General features: G+C 63.8%; 16 protein-coding genes. 2 read left to right on the top strand and 14 right to left on the bottom strand.

Features of this window, described 5'->3' with window-relative positions:
* The first annotated feature begins 35 nt into the window (after nucleotides 1-35).
* Nucleotides 36-359: a thioredoxin gene (trxA, locus tag BHD07_RS00080; RefSeq protein WP_018098665.1), complete on the top strand. Its 324-nt coding sequence runs from the start codon at nucleotides 36-38 to the stop codon at nucleotides 357-359.
* A gap of 73 nt (nucleotides 360-432) precedes the next feature.
* Here trxA and BHD07_RS00075 read toward each other — a convergent pair whose 3' ends face one another.
* The 14 genes from BHD07_RS00075 to BHD07_RS00010 all read right to left on the bottom strand — a co-directional run bounded on the left by BHD07_RS00075 (nucleotide 433) and on the right by BHD07_RS00010 (nucleotide 16,139).
* On the bottom strand, nucleotides 433-1,776 hold the full coding sequence (locus BHD07_RS00075; RefSeq protein ID WP_338276882.1) for a bifunctional folylpolyglutamate synthase/dihydrofolate synthase: 1,344 nt from the start codon (nucleotides 1,774-1,776) through the stop codon (nucleotides 433-435).
* 15 nt (nucleotides 1,777-1,791) lie between these two features.
* Nucleotides 1,792-2,706 (bottom strand): acetyl-CoA carboxylase, carboxyltransferase subunit beta, encoded by a 915-nt coding sequence (accD, locus tag BHD07_RS00070; RefSeq protein WP_018098667.1) that lies wholly within the window; start codon nucleotides 2,704-2,706, stop codon nucleotides 1,792-1,794.
* Nucleotides 2,707-2,759: 53 nt separating this feature from the next.
* Nucleotides 2,760-3,599 (bottom strand): tryptophan synthase subunit alpha, encoded by an 840-nt coding sequence (gene trpA / locus BHD07_RS00065; RefSeq protein ID WP_018098668.1) that lies wholly within the window; start codon nucleotides 3,597-3,599, stop codon nucleotides 2,760-2,762.
* A 5-nt stretch (nucleotides 3,600-3,604) separates the two neighbouring features.
* Complete coding sequence (trpB, locus tag BHD07_RS00060) at nucleotides 3,605-4,825, bottom strand: tryptophan synthase subunit beta (protein WP_100672608.1); 1,221 nt, start codon at nucleotides 4,823-4,825, stop codon at nucleotides 3,605-3,607.
* 24 nt (nucleotides 4,826-4,849) lie between these two features.
* Nucleotides 4,850-5,497 (bottom strand): phosphoribosylanthranilate isomerase, encoded by a 648-nt coding sequence (locus BHD07_RS00055; RefSeq protein ID WP_100672609.1) that lies wholly within the window; start codon nucleotides 5,495-5,497, stop codon nucleotides 4,850-4,852.
* Between the two features lie 236 nt (nucleotides 5,498-5,733).
* Nucleotides 5,734-6,489 (bottom strand): M48 family metallopeptidase, encoded by a 756-nt coding sequence (locus tag BHD07_RS00050; protein ID WP_018098671.1) that lies wholly within the window; start codon nucleotides 6,487-6,489, stop codon nucleotides 5,734-5,736.
* Between the two features lie 88 nt (nucleotides 6,490-6,577).
* Complete coding sequence (locus BHD07_RS00045; protein ID WP_026169010.1) at nucleotides 6,578-7,003, bottom strand: DUF2852 domain-containing protein; 426 nt, start codon at nucleotides 7,001-7,003, stop codon at nucleotides 6,578-6,580.
* 149 nt (nucleotides 7,004-7,152) lie between these two features.
* Nucleotides 7,153-8,427 (bottom strand): polyhydroxyalkanoate depolymerase, encoded by a 1,275-nt coding sequence (gene phaZ, locus BHD07_RS00040; protein WP_100672610.1) that lies wholly within the window; start codon nucleotides 8,425-8,427, stop codon nucleotides 7,153-7,155.
* Nucleotides 8,428-8,690: 263 nt separating this feature from the next.
* A complete protein-coding gene (locus tag BHD07_RS00035; protein WP_338276874.1) occupies nucleotides 8,691-9,707 on the bottom strand; it encodes a zinc-binding alcohol dehydrogenase family protein in 1,017 nt (338 codons plus the stop codon).
* Between the two features lie 46 nt (nucleotides 9,708-9,753).
* Nucleotides 9,754-10,728, bottom strand: a complete 975-nt coding sequence (locus BHD07_RS00030) for an ABC transporter permease (RefSeq protein ID WP_029958994.1) — start codon at nucleotides 10,726-10,728, stop codon at nucleotides 9,754-9,756.
* Between the two features lie 33 nt (nucleotides 10,729-10,761).
* Nucleotides 10,762-12,315, bottom strand: coding sequence for a sugar ABC transporter ATP-binding protein (locus tag BHD07_RS00025; RefSeq protein WP_100672612.1), 1,554 nt, complete (start codon nucleotides 12,313-12,315; stop codon nucleotides 10,762-10,764).
* 112 nt (nucleotides 12,316-12,427) lie between these two features.
* The gene (locus tag BHD07_RS00020) at nucleotides 12,428-13,417 is read right to left on the bottom strand and encodes an ABC transporter substrate-binding protein (protein ID WP_018098677.1); all 990 of its coding nucleotides are present in this window, start codon (nucleotides 13,415-13,417) and stop codon (nucleotides 12,428-12,430) included.
* Between the two features lie 106 nt (nucleotides 13,418-13,523).
* Nucleotides 13,524-14,543: an aldo/keto reductase gene (locus BHD07_RS00015; protein WP_338276869.1), complete on the bottom strand. Its 1,020-nt coding sequence runs from the start codon at nucleotides 14,541-14,543 to the stop codon at nucleotides 13,524-13,526.
* A 60-nt stretch (nucleotides 14,544-14,603) separates the two neighbouring features.
* On the bottom strand, nucleotides 14,604-16,139 hold the full coding sequence (locus BHD07_RS00010; RefSeq protein ID WP_338276867.1) for a UxaA family hydrolase: 1,536 nt from the start codon (nucleotides 16,137-16,139) through the stop codon (nucleotides 14,604-14,606).
* 137 nt (nucleotides 16,140-16,276) lie between these two features.
* On the opposite strand from BHD07_RS00010, the gene BHD07_RS00005 reads away from it, so the two are divergent.
* Nucleotides 16,277-17,155 (top strand): GntR family transcriptional regulator, encoded by an 879-nt coding sequence (locus tag BHD07_RS00005; protein WP_100672615.1) that lies wholly within the window; start codon nucleotides 16,277-16,279, stop codon nucleotides 17,153-17,155.
* Nucleotides 17,156-17,349 lie beyond the last annotated feature (194 nt).

The raw sequence follows: 17,349 nt of genomic DNA, 5'->3' as shown, positions 1-17,349 counted from the left end.
AACATCTGGACACTGCCATTCCGAAGGAGCACCCGATGGCTACTGTGAAAGTCGATACTTCCAATTTTCAGAAAGAAGTTCTGAACTCGGCCGAACCGGTCGTCGTCGACTTCTGGGCGGAATGGTGCGGCCCGTGCAAGATGATTGCGCCGAGCCTCGAAGAAATCGCAACCGAGCTTGCCGGCAAGGTCAAGGTCGTCAAGCTCAACATCGACGAAAACCCCGAACTCGCGGCGCAATACGGCGTCCGTTCGATCCCCACGCTCGCCATGTTCAAGGGCGGCGAAGTCGCCGACATCAAGGTCGGCGCCGCACCGAAGACGGCGCTCAGCTCCTGGATTTCGAACGCGGTGGCTTGATCCGCCAGGACTTCAATCCGACAATGCGAAGCCCGGCCTGGCCGGGCTTTTTTTCGCCTGAAATCGTCGTGATCTAGCGCGGCGGCGTGCCGTTTTCCGCGAGCACGTCGCCGACCAGATAGAGGGAGCCGCCGATCAGCACGCGCGGCGGCACGGGGTCCTCGTCGGTGAGTTCCGCGATCTGCCCGAGCGCTTCGGCGACCGAGGAGGTTGCATTGGCCTCGAGCCCGGCTGCGGCCGCATCGGCGGCCAGCGCCAGCGGGTCCAGTCCCGCGTCGGACCCGTGCACCGGCACGGTGAAGACCTGTTCCGTCAGATCGAGGAAAGCCTTGAAATAGCCGATCGGTTCCTTGGTATTGATCATGCCGATGATCAGGAAGAGCGGTCGCGGGTCGCGCTCCTCGAAGGTGGCCATCGCCTCGGCAATGACGTGGCCGGCGCCCGGATTGTGTCCGCCGTCGATCCATATCTCGGCGCCCGGCGGGCAGAAATGCGAGAGCCTGCCGCCGGGGAGGCGCTGCAGGCGCCCGGGCCACTCGACGCCGGCCAGCCCTTTCTCGATGGCCGCCTCGGGAACATCGAAACCGGCTGCCCGAACGGCACGGATCGCCGCCGCGGCATTGGCATATTGATGCCGGCCCGGCAGGCGCGGCAGCGGCAGATCCGCAAGGCCGTTCTCATCCTGGAAGATCAGCCTGCCGAACTCCTCATGCGCCATGAAATCCTGTCCGTAGACGGATATGGGGCAGCCGAGACGTTCGGCGGTCGCGATCAGCACATTGCGTGCGCCCTCTTCCTCCTGGTGGCCGATCACCACCGGGCAGCCCCGCTTCATTATCCCCGCCTTCTCCGCGGCGATCAGTTCGACCCGGTCGCCGAGATAGGCCTGATGATCGAGCGAGATCGGCATGATCACGGAGACGGCCGGCCGGGCAATGACATTGGTCGCGTCATACCGTCCGCCGAGGCCGACTTCTATGATCGCGACATCGGCCGGATGCTCCGCAAAGAGCAGGAAAGTGACCGCGGTCAGGATTTCGAAGACGGTGATCTTCTCACCGCCATTCGCTTCGGCAACGCGCCGTACGGCATCGGCAAGCACGAGGTCGCTGACCAGGGCGCCCTTGCCGCCCTTTACACCCAGGCGATAGCGCTCGTGCCAGTTCACCAGATGCGGCGACGTGTGGACATGGACGCTGAGGCCCGCGGCCTCCAGGATCGCCCGGCAAAAGGCCGTGACCGAGCCCTTGCCGTTGGTGCCGGCCACGTGGATGACCGGCGGCAGGCGCTCGTGAGGATTGCCGAGGGCGGCAAGAAGCCGCGTGATCCTGTCGAGCGAAAGGTCGAACCCTTTGGGATGCAGGGCGAGAAGCTTCTCGATCTCCTGCGCCGCCTCGCTGACCTCTGTCGCCGTCATTATGGTAGCCCTAATCTAGGCGCTCGCAGCCACCGGCAGCGGGGCCAACTCCGTCGCGGTATCGCGCTTGACCGCCTTGGCCGGCTTCTTCATCAGAATGTTGAGAACGCGCGCGAGCGTCTCCGGGATGTCGTGGCGCTTGACGACCATGTCGACCATGCCATGCTCCAGCAGATATTCCGAAGTCTGGAAGCCATCCGGAAGCTTTTCCCGCAGCGTCTGCTCGATCACCCGCTTGCCGGCAAAGCCGATTTCCGCGCCTGGCTCGGCCATGTGGATATCGCCCAGCATCGCATAGGATGCGGTGACGCCGCCGGTCGTCGGGTTCGTCAGGACGACGATATAGGGAAGCCCCGCTTCCTTGAGCATGTTCAGGGCTACGGTCGTGCGCGGCAGCTGCATCAGCGACAGGATGCCTTCCTGCATGCGAGCGCCGCCCGAGGCCGGGAACATCACCAGCGGGCACTTCTCCGCTATCGCGCGCTCGAAGGCCTTCACGATCGCTTCGCCCGCGGCAATGCCCAGCGACCCGCCGATGAAGTTGAACTCATGCGCGACGGCGACGAGCTTGATGCCCTGGACCTGGCCGAGGCCGGCAACGATCGTGTCATCGAGTTCGGTCTTGGCGCGGCTGTCGCGCAGGCGATCGGAGTATTTCTTCGAGTCGCGGAACTTGAGCGGGTCCTGCGCCACCTTGGGCTGCGGGAAGGCCTCGTAGATTCCGCCGTCGAAGAGATCCTTCAAACGGGCCTTCGCCGGCATCTTCATGTGGAAGCCGGATTGCGGGATGACCCATTTGTTCTCTTCCAGATCGCGATGGAACACCATCTCGCCCGTTTCAGGGCACTTGATCCAGAGGTTCTCCGGAACTTCCCTGCGGCCGAGCATCGAGTTGATCTTCGGCCGAACGTAGTTTGTGATCCAGTTCAATTAAGCAGTCTCCTGAAGAATTTCCTTCGGCTTGTGCGCGTCAATATGGGCAATTATTCGGCTGCAGCAAGCCGTGCCGCCCGTACGCCGGCCGCAAGCCCCCTGACGAGCGCTTCGACACCCGGGACCGTCGCTTCCGTTGCCTGGCCTTCTTCGGTCAAGCTCGACGCGATCTGATTGACGATCGCCGTGCCGACGACGACGCCGTCTGCGGATGCGCCGATGGCGCGCGCATGGTCGGCGGTCTTCACCCCGAAGCCGACGCAGACAGGCAAGGGCGTATGCGCCTTGATGCGCGCGACCGCTCCGGCGATCAGCGACGGATCGGGCAGCGCCGAGCCGGTGATCCCGGTCATGGACACGTAATACACGAAACCCGACGTGTTTTCGAGAACCTTGGGCAGGCGGCGATCGTCCGTCGTGGGCGTTGCCAGGCGGATGAAGCTGATGCCCTTCTCAAGTGCAGGAATGCACAGTTCGTCGTCCATTTCCGGCGGCAGGTCCACGACGATCAGGCCGTCGACGCCGGCCTCGAGCGCGTCCTCCAGGAACCGCTCGACGCCATAGATATAGATCGGGTTGTAATAGCCCATCAGCACGATGGGGGTGCGCTGGTCCTCCGCCCGGAAGAGCCGGGCGAGCTCCAGCGTCTTGGCGAGCGACTGCCCGGCCTTCAGCGCGCGCTGGCCGGCGAGCTGGATCGCCGGTCCATCGGCCATCGGGTCGGAAAAAGGCACGCCGAGTTCGATGATGTCGGCACCCGCCTGCCGCAGCGCCTTCATGATCGCCAGCGACGTTTCGAAATCCGGGTCGCCGCCCATGAAATAGGTCACGAGAACCGGGCGCCCCTCGGCCGCCACGTCGGCGAACCGTTGCTCCATGCGTGCGGTCATGATCTTTACTGCCCCATACCGAGAATTTTGCCGACGGTGAAAATGTCCTTGTCGCCGCGACCGGAGAGATTCATCAGGATGATCTCGTCCCTGCCCATCTTCGGCGCGCGCTTGATCACTTCGGCAAGCGCATGGGACGGTTCGAGCGCCGGGATGATGCCTTCGAGCCGCGTCAGCGTCTGAAAGGCCTCGAGCGCCTCATGATCCATGATCGGCACATATTCGACGCGGCCGATGTCGTTCAGCCAGGCATGTTCCGGTCCGATGCCCGGATAATCGAGCCCGGCCGAGATCGAATGGCCTTCCTTGATCTGGCCGTCACCGTCCTGAAGAAGATAGGTGCGGTTGCCGTGGAGCACGCCGGGCGAACCGGCGGTGAGCGAAGCGCAGTGCTCGTCGCCGTCGAGCCCCTTGCCACCCGCTTCCACGCCGACGATCCTAACGCCCTCGTCGTCGAGGAACGAATGGAAGATGCCGATCGCATTGGAACCGCCGCCCACGGCAGCGACCACGAGATCGGGAAGCCGGCCTTCGGCTTCGAGGATCTGCTGCTTGGCTTCCTCACCGATGACTGCCTGGAAGTCGCGCACCATCTCCGGATAGGGATGCGGGCCGGCGGCCGTGCCGATCAGGTAATAAGTGCTGTCGACATTGGTCACCCAGTCGCGCAACGCCTCGTTCATGGCGTCCTTGAGGGTGCCGTTGCCGGCGGTCACCGGCTTCACCTCGGCGCCGAGAAGCTTCATGCGGAAGACGTTCGGCGCCTGCCGCTCCACGTCGGTCGCACCCATATAGACCACGCAGGGCAGGCCGAAGCGCGCCGCGACCGTCGCCGATGCCACGCCGTGCTGGCCGGCGCCGGTTTCCGCGATGATGCGGGTCTTGCCCATGCGCTTGGCGAGCAGGATCTGACCGATGCAATTGTTGATCTTGTGGGAGCCCGTGTGATTGAGCTCCTCGCGCTTGAAATAGATCTTGGCGCCGCCGAGTTCGGCCGTCAGGCGCTCGGCGAAATAGAGCGGGCTCGGCCGGCCGATATAGTGGGTGCCGAGATTTTCGAGCTCTGCCTTGAAGGCCGGATCGTTCTTCGCCCTCGCCCACTCATCCTGGAGATCGAGGATCAGCGGCATCAGCGTCTCGGCGACGAAGCGCCCGCCGAATATGCCGAAACGGCCCTCTTCATCGGGTCCGGACCTGAAGGAGTTCGGTTTAGGCGGTTGATTCACGTCTTGCTCCCTGATCGCGGCCGCTCAAGCTTCCGCCCGGCGGACCGCTTCGAAAAACGCTTCCATGAGCGTCAGATCCTTTATCCCCGGCGCGCTTTCGACTCCGGATGATGTATCGATGGCGCGGGCGCCGGTCAGCGCAAGTGCGTCTTCGATGTTGCTCGCGTTCAATCCACCGGAAAGCATGTAACCGACGCTTCCGTCAAGCGCGTCGAGAAGCCGCCAGTCGAAAGAAATCCCATTGCCGCCCGGCAGATCGGAACCAGCCGGAGGCTTCGCATCCAGGAGAAAACGGTCGACGATGCCCATATAGGGATCAATCCGCTCCAGATCGGAGGCCTCACGGACGGCAAGCGCCTTCATCACCGGAAGACCGTAAAGCGCCTTGATGGCAAGGACCCGCTCCGGGGTCTCCGAGCCGTGAAGCTGGAGGACGTCGGGGGCGAGCGCCGAGACGATCTCGTCGAGACCGTCATTGTCCGCATCGACCGTGACCGCAACGATCTTCGCGCGCCCGCGGGCGCGCGCGGAAAGGCGGCCGGCATCGTCCGGTTCGATGTTGCGGGGGCTCTTGGGAAAGAAGATGAAGCCCACGTGGGAAGCGCCGAGCGCGACGGCACGTTCCACGGCCTCGGCCGTCTTCAAACCACAGATCTTCACTTCCGTTTTCATGGAAAGCGACCTTGCATGAAATGCCGCCCGAGTCGAGCAAAACCGTTGCGCGCCACCGGCCAATCTTAGGAAGAGGGGGTGGCGGGCATCCGGTGTTTTTCGGGCGAACCAAGCCGGCACCCTCCTCCGCCCTTCCTGCACCTTTTCGCCGCAAGCGGAGCGACGGGATAAGCCGCATGCCTTCCAATTTCCCTCTCCTCGCCTGCGGGGTGAGGGGCCCTTCGGCCACGCTCGATCTACCCGAAATCGATCGCGTGCAACATCGTACCGTTGCGCTTGAGCCAGTGCCTGGCGTCCTTCGTTTCCGGGCACAGGCTCTCGCATAGCGCCCAGAAACGCGGCCCATGGTTCATTTCTTGCAGATGGGCGACCTCGTGTGCCGCGAGATAGGCGATCACCTTCGGCGGCGCCATGGCAATCCGCCAGGAAAAGCTCAAATCGCCCTCGGCGGAGCAAGAGCCCCAGCGGCTGCGGGTGTCCTTCAGGCTGAGGGAGCGTGCCCTGCTTCCCGTCCTGCCGGCATAGACGGCGACCAGGCGTTCGAGTTCGCTGCGGGCTTCCTTCTTGAGGTAGTCGGCGATGCGCCGGCGCAGATGCTCCTCGGCACCGCCCACTCTGAGAACCGCCTCCTCGCCGATCACGAGCGCTTCGGTCAAGCCGCGCAGGCGGCCCGTTCTCTCTATGCGGTGCGCGACGCCGCGAACAAGGATGGTGCCGCCGTCCTCGAGCTCGCTTTCGCCGGAAAAGCGGGCAAGCTTGGTCATCAGCCAGCCCTGGTGCCGGGTGAGAAAGGCGCTGACCTCGCGCTCCGGCAGGCCTTCCGGTACGGTGAGCTTCAACGCTCGCCCTCCGGGCTCGATGCGAAGCGTCATCCGCGTCGCGCGCGCATTTTGCCGAATGGTCAGGGGAAGGACCTTGCCGGCGACCTCGATGTCACGGACGACATCAAGGGGCGGTCCACTGCCACGGCGCCGCTTGAGAGATGAAAACATGAGGCCGTTCTAGCCGATTCGCAGGGGACTTGGCAGATGGACGCGCGACATCCGGCGTTTCACATGAAACACCGGATGCCTTGCGGGATCAGCTCGATTCGAAGCCGGCTTCCGGACCGGTGCGGCCGTTCTTGCGTTCGCGCATGAAGCGGTCGAATTCCTCCTGGTCCTTGGCACGACGGAGTTCGCGTACATAGCCGTCGAATTCCTCGCGCATCTCGTCAAGCTTGCGGCGCTCCTCGTCGAGACGGGCAAGTTCCGCTGTCCGCCAGTCGTCGAAGGCGACATTGCCGGTACGATGATGTGCCCAATGTCCCCGGTGGTTCCGTTTGAAGCCGGCACACATGCGATCCACTCCTTCATTGGCGTCCTTCTTGAACGCCCTCAGCTTGTCGCCGAAGAGGATGTAGGCGAGCATTGCCAGGCCGAGCGGCCAGAACACAATGAAACCCAGCACCATCAATGCAATGGTCGCGGGCGTCCAGTCCGGACGGATCAGTGCAGATTGGTTCATCTTCAGGATTCCTCGCAGTCGGCGGGCCGCCCTTCGCGGCCCGATGAAAACGATGTGGGAAAGCCACGCCCCCGGCGCAAGACATTGCATCAAGGAATCGGACAACCCCCTGACTTTCCTCCGGCAAATCGAGCGCTACGACGACTCGCTCAGGCCGATTTGCCACCCTTGATGAGCTGTTTGACCGGCTCCACATGGCGTGAATGCCGGCGCTGGAAGGCGACGATGCGCGGTGCGATCTCGCGGCGGAAGCGCGAACCGTTGAAGACGCCGTAATGGCCCACATCGGGCTGCATATAGTGCTGCCGCATCGAATCGGGAATGCCGGTGCAGATCGTCTGCGCCGCCTTGGTTTGGCCGAGGCCGGAAATATCGTCGTTCTCGCCCTCGACGGTCAGCAGCGCCACGCGCCGGATCGCCGTCGGGTCGACACGCTTGCCGCGGTGCATCATCTCGCCCTTGGGCAGCGCATGTTGCATGAACACCACCTGCACGGTCTGCAGGTAGAACTCCGCGGTCAGATCCATCACCGCGAGATATTCGTCGTAGAAGTCACGGTGCTTTTCGGCCGCGTCGCCATCGTTCTTGACCAGATGGGCGAAGAATTCCTTGTGGGCGATCAGGTGCCGGTCGAGGTTCATCGACATGAAGCCGGAGAGCTGGAGGAAGCCCGGATAGACCATGCGCATGAAGCCGGGCTGCGGCCACGGAACCGGCATGACGACATTGTCGCGGAACCACTCGATCGGCCGTTCCTTCGCAAGCTCGTTGACCGCGGTCGGGTTGATGCGCGTGTCGATCGGCCCGCCCATCAGCGTCATCGTCGACGGTGCGAGGGGATCCTCCGCCGCCTCCATCAGCGCGACGGCCGCCAGAACCGGAACGGCCGGTTGACAGACCCCGATCACATGCGCATCCGGCCCGAGGAAATGCAGCATCTGGATGACGTAGTCGATATAGTCGTCGAGATCGAAGGTTCCCTCGCTCAAGGGAACCATGCGGGCGTCGATCCAGTCGGTGATGTAGACGTCGGAATGGGGCAGCAGTGCTTCCACCGTTCCGCGCAACAGCGTGGCGTAGTGGCCGGACATCGGCGCAACGATCAGGACTTTCGGATCCGGAGTGCGGTCCCTCGGCAGGCTGCGTTCGAAATGGATGAGATTGCAGAACGGCTCCCGCCAGACGATCCTTTCGCGGACCGGCACGGGCTGCCCATCGATCTCGGTTTCCGCAAGGCCGAATTCCGGCTTGCCGTAGCGGCGGGTGGCACGCTCGAAAACTTCCAGTCCTGCGGCCGCGGCGCGTCCGAAATAGGTATGTGAAACCGGATTCATCGGATTGCTGAAGGCCAGCCGCATGGCGTCTGCCGCCGTGCGCCACGGAGCCATCATCGCATGGTTCATCTCATAAAGCTGGTAGAACATGGGCGCGTATCCCTTGTCTCAAATCAACGAAAACGCCGCTCCCAGTCCGACGCCGGAGCGCCTCCTCAGGAAACGGTTGCATCGGTTTCCGTCGGAAGCGTAGTCACGAAGAGTAAGATCGTTTCACCGGGACGGCGAACGATCTAGCTTGCGGTTGTTGGTCTCTGGTGTCCGCAATCGCTGCTACACTAGCATTTTTCTTGTGCAGCGCAACAAACGCGCCCCTCACTTTTTGGGGAAGGACGTCCGCACGGAACGAGGCCTCACCCGTCGCTCACAGCGACAACTGCCTTGACGAGCCCTGACTTGTCGTGAGCCCAGCGGGGAAGATCGCGGACGAGGTCCTCGAGCGTCGTGCGGTGGGTGACGAGCGCCTCGATCGGAACCAGCCCCGCCGCAAGCGACCGAATCACGTGATCGAAATCCCCGCGGGTAGCGTTGCGGCTGGCAACGAGGGACATTTCCCGCTTGTGGAATTCGGGATCCGAGAAACGGATCTCCTCCTTGACCACGCTGACGAAGACGAGCGTGCCGCCATGGGCGACATGGCCAAACGCCCCTTCCATCGACCGGGCGTTGCCGGTGGCGTCGAAGACGACGTCGAAACCCTCCCCGCCCGTCGCCTGCGCGAGCGCCGCATCGTCGCCCGCCAGGATGCCGGGCGAAAAGCCGAGCTTGTCCGTGGCGAAGGCCAGGCGCTCCTCGCTCGTGTCGAGCAGCCGTACGTCGTGGCCGGCAATGCGGGAGAAGACGGCCGTCCCCAGGCCGATCGGTCCGGCACCTATCACCAGCGAACGGTCGCCTCGGCCAGCCGCCGAGCGACGGACGGCATGGGCGCCGATCGCAAGGAACTCGACCGCCGCGGCGGCTTCCGGCGAAAGGCCTTCGGCCGAATAGAGGTTCTGTTCGGGCATGACGATTTCTTCGCAGAAGGCGCCGTCGGTGTGAACGCCGAGGACGCGGATCGCCGTGCAGCAGTTCGGCTTGCCTTTGCGGCAGGCGATGCACTCCCCGCAGGAGATATAGGGGTTAACGACGACGAGCGTCCCCGGCGCGAGCCGGGTGCCGGGGCCCCCTTCGATCACCCTCGCAGAGATCTCGTGGCCCATCACGCGCGGATATTCGAGAAAAGGATGCTTGCCCTCGAAGATATGATAATCGGTGCCGCAGATCCCGACGCGGCTGACGGCAAGGCGCACCGAGCCGGTTGGCGGTGCCTCGGGCCCGCTGCGGGCGATGAGCGCGAGGCGGCCGGGCTCTGAACAGACGACGGCTTTCATGCGGCGCTCCGAAGCTTGCTGGGGACCGGTTGCGGGCAGGCGGCCATCACCGCGCCCCCCGCCGCCGCAACTGGTCGAAATAGACGATCACGATGATCAGCAACCCGGTGATGATGCGCTGCCAGAAGGAATTGACGTTCAGGAGATTGGCACCGTTGTTGATCGTGGCAAGGATGAAGGCGCCGAGCAGCGGACCGTGAACCGAGCCGACCGCGCCGAAAAGGCTCGTGCCGCCGATGACCGACGAAGCGATCGCCTGCAGCTCCCAGCCTTCGGCCTGCGTGGCGTTGCCGATGCCGATGCGCGAGGCGAGCAGAAGCCCGACAAAGGCGGCGCAGGTCGATGACAGGATATAGGCCAGATAGATCGTTCGGTTGACGTTGACGCCGGAAAGACGCGCCGCCTCGCGGTTGGAGCCGACGGCGAAGAGATAGCGGCCGAAGCGGCTCAGATGCAGGAAGACGTAAGCCGGAATTGCAACGACGATCACCATCCAGAAAAGACTGGGAACTCCGAGGAAGTCGGCGCGTGAGAAAGTGGTGAAGGCGTCGTTGGTGATCGAGATGGTCGAACCGTTTGTTATCAGGAGACCGATGCCGCGAAGCGAGGTCAGCGTCGCAAGCGTGATGATGAAGGGCGGCAGCCCCATGCGGACGATGCCGAAGGCATGGAAGGCGCCGATCAGCACGCCGATCGCCAGCGTCGCGATGATCGCGAGCCAGAGCGGAACCCCCGCCGCGAGCAGCCAGGCGACGATGACGCTGGTGAAACCGACGACGGCTCCGACCGAAAGGTCGATGCCGGCCGTGATGATGACGAAGGTCTGGCCTACGGCGAGAATCGCGGTCATCGCCCCCTGGCGCAGGAGGTTGCTGATGTTGTTGGGCGTCCAGAAGGCATTGGTCGCCAGGCCCAGGAGCAGCCAGAGGACGACCAGCAATCCCACGAGCGTAAGACCGAACAGGATGCTGACGCCTTTCTTCGGCGTCGGTCCCGCGCTTTCAACCGTTTCCACACTCATCGCTTCCTCCCTGCGTCCTTCCTCATCCGGCTCTCAGGCATTGATCGCCTGCGCCAGCACTTCCTCATGGCTTGCGGCTCGGTAGTCGTGGCTTGCCACAAGCCGCCCCTGCCGGAACACATGCAGGCGATCGGCCAGCTCATAGACCTCCGGCAGGTAGGAGGAGATCAGGATGATCCCTGCCCCCTTCTCCAGAAGCCGCGCAAACAGCCGGTAGATTTCCGCCTTGGTGCCGACATCGACGCCCACGGTCGGCTCGTCGAAGATGAAGAGCTTCGCGCCGTGGCTCAGCCATCTACCGATCACGATCTTCTGCTGGTTGCCGCCGGACATGGCGGAGGCAAGCACGCGCCGCGACGGCGTCTTGATTTTCAGATCCCGGATCTGACGCTCGGCATTGGAGGCCTCCTGCGCGCGGTTGATCGTCAAGCCGCGCGTCAGCCTTTTGAAAACAGGCAAGTTGATGTTGACGCCGATCGGCAGGTTGAGGCACAGGCCCTGATCGCGGCGACTCTCCGGCGCGAGAGCGATCCCCAGGTCCATGGCCTTGCGCTCATTGGCTATCGCGACCTTTCGGCCCTGCCAGAAGATCTCTCCTTCGCTCACCGTGTTGCGCCCGTAAAGTCCGAGCGCGAATTCGCTGCGGCCGGCACCGATCAGTCCGTAGAGCCCGACGATCTCACCCGCCCTGACCGAGAGCGATATGTCGCGGAAACCGGGACCGGAGAGCCCGCGCGTCTCGACGATCATCTCGCCCGGCTGGAAACGTTCCTTGTGGTAGATCTGTTCGATCGTGCGGTTGATCATCAGAGTGATGAGCTCGGCCTCGTTCGTCTCGGAAATCGCGCGCGTGCCGACATGCGTGCCGTCGCGAAGCACCGAGACGCGGTCCGCGAGCTCGAACACTTCTTCCAGCCTGTGGCTGATATAGACGATCGTGACGCCCTCGCCCTGCAGCCGGCGGATCAGGCGGAAAAGCTGCGCCGATTCCTGTCGCGTGAGATAGGCCGTGGGCTCGTCGAAGATGAGGAACTGCGTGCCACGCATGGCCGCACGAGCAGTGGCGACCAGCTGCTGCTGGCCAATCGTCAGACTGCCGAGTTCGGCATTGGCGGGCAGGTTGAATCCGAGATCGTCAAGCACGCCCTGGGCCGCGCCGGTCATCGCGCGCTTGCGCATCAGCCCGCGCCGGTTCATCTCGTCGCCCAGGAACATGTTCGCCGCGACGCTCAGATGCGGGCAAAGCACCACCTCCTGGTGAACCGCGTTGATGCCGCGGGCGATCGCTTCGTTGGGCGTGGCCAGGTCGACTGTCTCGCCGCACCAGCGGATTTCTCCGGCACTGCGGGCAATGACCCCGGTCAGGAGCTTGATCAGCGTCGATTTGCCGGCACCGTTCTCGCCGACGATCGCGTGGATTTCGCCGGATAGAAAGGTCATGGTCGCGGGCTTCAAAGCCTCGACCGCGCCGTAGTTTTTCTGCAGGCCGCGGAGTTCCAGGATGGGCTCGCCCTTTGGAACCGGATGGGCGCCCGCCGCCCTCACCTGTTCGTCATGGCGATGGCTGACCTCTTGAAGCCCTATCATGGCATTGTCCTCCACTTCCGGGATCGCAGCGGCCGATTCCCTTCGGCCGTTGCACTGTTCTCCTGAAGGCGATGCGCAGCGCCGGTCCTACGGCGCCGCGCAATCGCGCTCTTCAGTTGACCTTCGGATTCAAAAGCGCGTCGATCTTCGGCTCGCTCATATTGGCCTTGGTGACCAGATTCGCGCCGGTATCGACATTGGCTTCGACCTTCTCGCCCTTGGAGACCGCAAGAGCCGTCTTCACGCCGTCATAGCCCATGCGGTAGGGGTCCTGGACGACGAGGCCCGCCAGCACGCCTTCCTTGAGGAAGCCCACGGTCTTGTCGTCGCTGTCGAAGCCGATCACCTTGATCTTGTCGCCGAGCTTGTTCTCGGCGATCGCCTGGCCGACGCCCTGCGCCATGATCAGGTTCGAGGCGAAAACGCCGACGAGGTTGGGATTGGCGGTGATCAGATCGGTCATGATGTTGAGACCGGTCGTCGCCTGACCGTCGGCATATTTGTCGGCAACCACTTTCAGGCCCGGATATTTCGTCTTGACCTGATCGAGAAAGCCTTCGCGGCGCTGGTCGAGCGAGCCGACACCCGGCAGGCTGGTGATGATCGCGATCTCGCCCTCTTCCTTGCCGGTCGCCTCCTTGATGGCGGCGGCAAGACCGTCGGCGGCTATGCGTCCGCCCTGGACGTTGTCCGTGGTCAGGAACGAGGTGAAGGCCTTCGAATCCGCCCCGGAATCGATGCCGATCACCGGAACCGATTTGGCGGCCTCGTCGACGGGCTTGCCGAGCGCCTTGAACTCCGTCGGCGCGATCACGACCGCGGCCGGCGCGCCCGCAACGGCGTTTTCCAGGATGGTGATCTGGCCGTTGATGTCGGATTCCGACTGGGCGCCGAGCTCCGGCACGTTGACACCGAGATCCTTGCCGGCGGCGCGCGCTCCCGCAAGCACGATCTGCCAGTAGAAGGAGGTGGTGTCCTTGACGATGATGGGGATGGTGACGTCCTGCGCGAAAGAGGTCGCGGGGACCATTGCGGCGACGAAAGCGGCGCCGGCCAGGGCATTGAAGGCACGGCGTGAAAGAATGCGCTTGGCTATGCTCATCGGGTTCTCCTCAGTTACACCTTGTTCCGTTATCGACCGGGTCGCCAGGTGCATGCGGCCCGGTTGCTTATGGAGAGTGGCGGCCGCCCTCGAGGGCGGCGAAGCATCAGGCCCTTACCGCCTCCGGCCCCAGCTCGGGCGCGACAAGCGTATGGGGTTCGAAGGCCGCGTAATCTTCCGGCGCGATCCCGTAACGGGTCAGTTCCATGTTCCGTTTCAGGCTCGACGGTTTGGCGGTTCCGAGCAGCACCGAGGCGACGTTGGGATTGGCCAGCGGGAACTGCAGGGCCGGGGCGGCCAGCGGCATGGCGCGCTGCCCGGCGATGGCTTCCATCGCCGCGACCTTGGCGCGCACCTCGTCGGTCGCCGGCATGTAATCGAAATGCGCTCCCTCGACCGGACCGGTCGCGAGAATGCCGGAATTGAACACGCCGCCGACGACCAGCGAGGTGTGTTTCTTCGCGCAGAGCGGCAGGAGCTCGGCGACCGCGGAGCGGTCCAGGAGCGTATAGCGGCCGGCAAGCAGGATGCAGTCGATGTCGGCCTGGCGCATGACGTCGAGGCAGACCGGCACCTCGTTGACGCCGAGACCGTAGGCGGAAATGACGCCGCTCGATTTCAGCTCCTCGAGTGCTTTCAGGCCGGAATCCAGAAGCTGCCGCAGGTGGACGGCGTTTTTCGCCGCGCCATGCGTGTAGCCGCCAATGTCGTGGACATAAAGAATATCGATGCGGTTGAGACCGAGACGGGCATAACTCATCTCGACCGACCGCATGATCGCGTCGTAGCCGTAGTCATAGGTGACGTCGAAGTTCAGCGGCTTGACGTAGGAAAAGTCAGGGACCTGGTTCTCGGGCACCGGGTGAAGCAGGCGACCGACCTTCGTCGACAGCACGAAGCTGTCGCGCGGCTTGTCGCGCAGGAAGTCGCCGACCCGCCGCTCGGCAAGGCCAAGGCCATAGAACGGCGCCGTATCGAAATAGCGGATACCCGCTTCCCAAGCGGCGTCGAGCGTCGCCATCGCCGCTTCGCGGGTGCATTCCCGATAGAGACCGCCCAGTCCCGCTGTGCCGAAACTGTATTCCGTCACCGCAAGCGCGGTCCGGCCTATCCTTCTCGTCTGCATTCCTTGTTTTCCTCCCCCAAGGATTGCCCCCTTACATGCGTCTCGCTTCGCCCCTCAGCCTTAAAGCGTCGCCCCCAGATGCCAGGGCACGAATTCGTTGTCGCCGTAGCCGAAAAGCTCGCTCTTGGTCTTTCGGCCCGAGGCGGTCTCTATGATGAGCTCGAAAATCCCCCGGCCGAGATCGGCGATCGTCGCTTCACCCCAGGCGATGACGCCGCAGTCGATGTCCATGTCCTCTTCCATGGCCCGATAGAGCGCCGTGTTGCTGGTGAGCTTGATCGACGGCGCCGGCCGACAGCCGAAACAGCTGCCGCGGCCGGTGGTGAACGCGATCACATTGGCGCCGCCGGCGACCTGGCCGGTGGCCGAAACCGGATCGTAGCCGGGCGTGTCCATGAAGACCAGTCCGGGCTCCGTCACGCGCTCGGCGTAATTGTAGACGGCCGTCAACGGCGAGCGGCCGCCCTTGGCGACGGCGCCCAGCGATTTCTCGAGAATCGTTGTCAGGCCGCCCCGCTTGTTACCCGGCGAAGGATTATTGTCGAGCGACGCTCCATGCATCGCCACATAGTCCTCCCACCAGGCGATCAGGCCGTCGAGCTTGACCGCGACCGTCTCGTTTACCGCACGGCTGCGCAGGAGATGCTCGGCTCCATAGATCTCGGAGGTCTCGGAAAGGATCGCCGTGCCGCCGGCGGCGGCGAGTATGTCGACCGCCGCGCCGAGCGCCGGATTGGCGGTGATGCCGGAAAGCCCGTCCGAACCGCCGCATTGCAGCCCCACGATGATCTCGCTGACCGGGATCGGCACGCGCCTGGCGGCCGCGACTTCCTTGGCGATCTCGTCGAGAATGCCGAGCGCGCGCTCGACGGAACGGCGCGAGCCGCCGGCCTCCTGGATGTTGAAATGCCGCTTCTCGGCGCCGGCGCCGCTCTGGCCGTAGAGCGTCAGCTGATTGACCTCGCAGCCGAGCCCGACCATCAGCACGCCGCCGAAATTCGCGTGACGCGCATAGCCGGCGAGCGTCCGGTGCAGGTTCTTCATGCCGTCGCCCGTGGACGACATGCCGCATCCCTGGTCGTGGACGATCGGCACGAAACCGTCGATGCCTTCATATTTCGGCAGAATGCGCCTGTTCGCCTCGTCGGCGATCGCGCGACAGACCGTGGTGGAACAGTTCACGCTGGCGACGATGCCGATATAGTTGCGCGTTGCGGCCCGGCCGTCCGCCCGTCGATAGCCGAGGAACGTGCGCGCTTTGTCCGCCTCGCTGGCAGCCTCCGGCGGAACGGCGGCACCAATGGCGAGCCGACCCTGATCGAAGGCAAGGTTATGCGAATGAACGTGCTCGCCGGGCGCGATAGGGGACGTGGCGCGGCCGATCGCCTGGCCGTATTTGACCACCGGCTCACCGACGTCGATCCTGCGGATCGCGGCCTTGTGGCCCGGCTCGATGCGCGCGACCGCCGACACGCCGCCGGCCAGCCGGTCGCCCGGCGCAATCGCAGCGGTGGCGACGACGACGTTATCGTCCGGCGAAAGAAGGATCGAAGACGGTGCGGGCAAATCAAGCTCCTCCCGAACGGTTCCCCACATGTGAAAACACTGGTTCTGTCTTTTATCTACAATAGACAGATGTTCGTCAATGGCTATTATGGGCCCATTGCGGCCGTCGCGGAACGGGAGCCTCGACGTGCCGACACGAGAAACCCGAACCGGGCCGGATCCTCGCCATGGCGAAGCAGAACACCGTTTTCAAGGATGCCTTCAACCGCTGCCTGGAGCTGTTCGCGGAGACTTCGACGCTTCCCTCCGAACCGGAGCTCGGGCAGGCGCTCGGCGTCAGCCGCACGACCGTGCGCGCCATCCTGACGCGCTGCGAGGAACTGAGCCTCATCGCCTGGGACAAGCGCAGCAAGACGGTGCTGAGAAGACCTGAGCCCTCGGACTACTTCCCGACCGCCGAGACCGATTCGCTGGCCGAAAGGATCGAGCGGAGCTTCATGCGCCGGATTCTGGCTGGCGGCGCCGAGCCCGGCATGCAGATCAACGAGCTCGAGCTTGCCCGCGAGATCGGTGCCGGAACGACCAGCGTGCGGGAGTTCCTGATCCGCTTCAGCCGTTTCGGGCTGATCGAAAAACGGCCGAACAGCCATTGGGTCCTCAAGGGGTTCACGCGCGAATTCGCACTCGAACTGACGGAAGTGAGGGAGATGTTCGAGCTGCGCTCCGCCGCTCGCTTCGTCTCCCTTCCAGACCAGGACCCGGCCTGGGAGGAGCTGAAGAAGATCGAGGCGGTGCATCGGGAAATTCTCGCCGACATCGACAAGCGCTACAGCGAATTTTCCGAACTCGACGAGCGCCTCCACCTGCTGGTGCACAAATCGTCCAGCAACCGCTTCATCATCGACTTCTACGATGTCATCGCCATCGTCTTTCACTATCACTACCAGTGGAACAAGGCGAATGCGCGGGAGCGCAACGCCCGGGCGCTGGAGGAGCATCTCGACTATATCGCCGCGCTGCAATCGCGCGATCCCACGCTCGCCGAACAGGCCTGCCGGCGACACCTGAAATCGGCGCGGGAGACGCTGCTCCAGTCGATTCCGTAGGTCACGATGACTGGAGCGTTTCCAGGAAATGTGTGTGACGGTTTTCCGTTCGCCGCTTGTTTGATCGCCTCATCCCTTATGTGGACGGCTCCCCCTTGCAAGTGTTTTTTGCAGATTTTTTGATCGGATCGCTTGCTTCCATATGTTCGGCCTTTCGGTGTGGCCGCACAGGGCCACTGGCCAAGATGGTTTCC

Origin of the sequence: Sinorhizobium sp. KGO-5, from assembly GCF_036245905.1 — a bacterium.
GTDB lineage: Bacteria > Pseudomonadota > Alphaproteobacteria > Rhizobiales > Rhizobiaceae > Sinorhizobium > Sinorhizobium meliloti_A.
The sequence above is the reverse complement of the archived record's forward strand: the minus strand, read 5'-3'. Positions and strand labels throughout refer to the sequence as shown.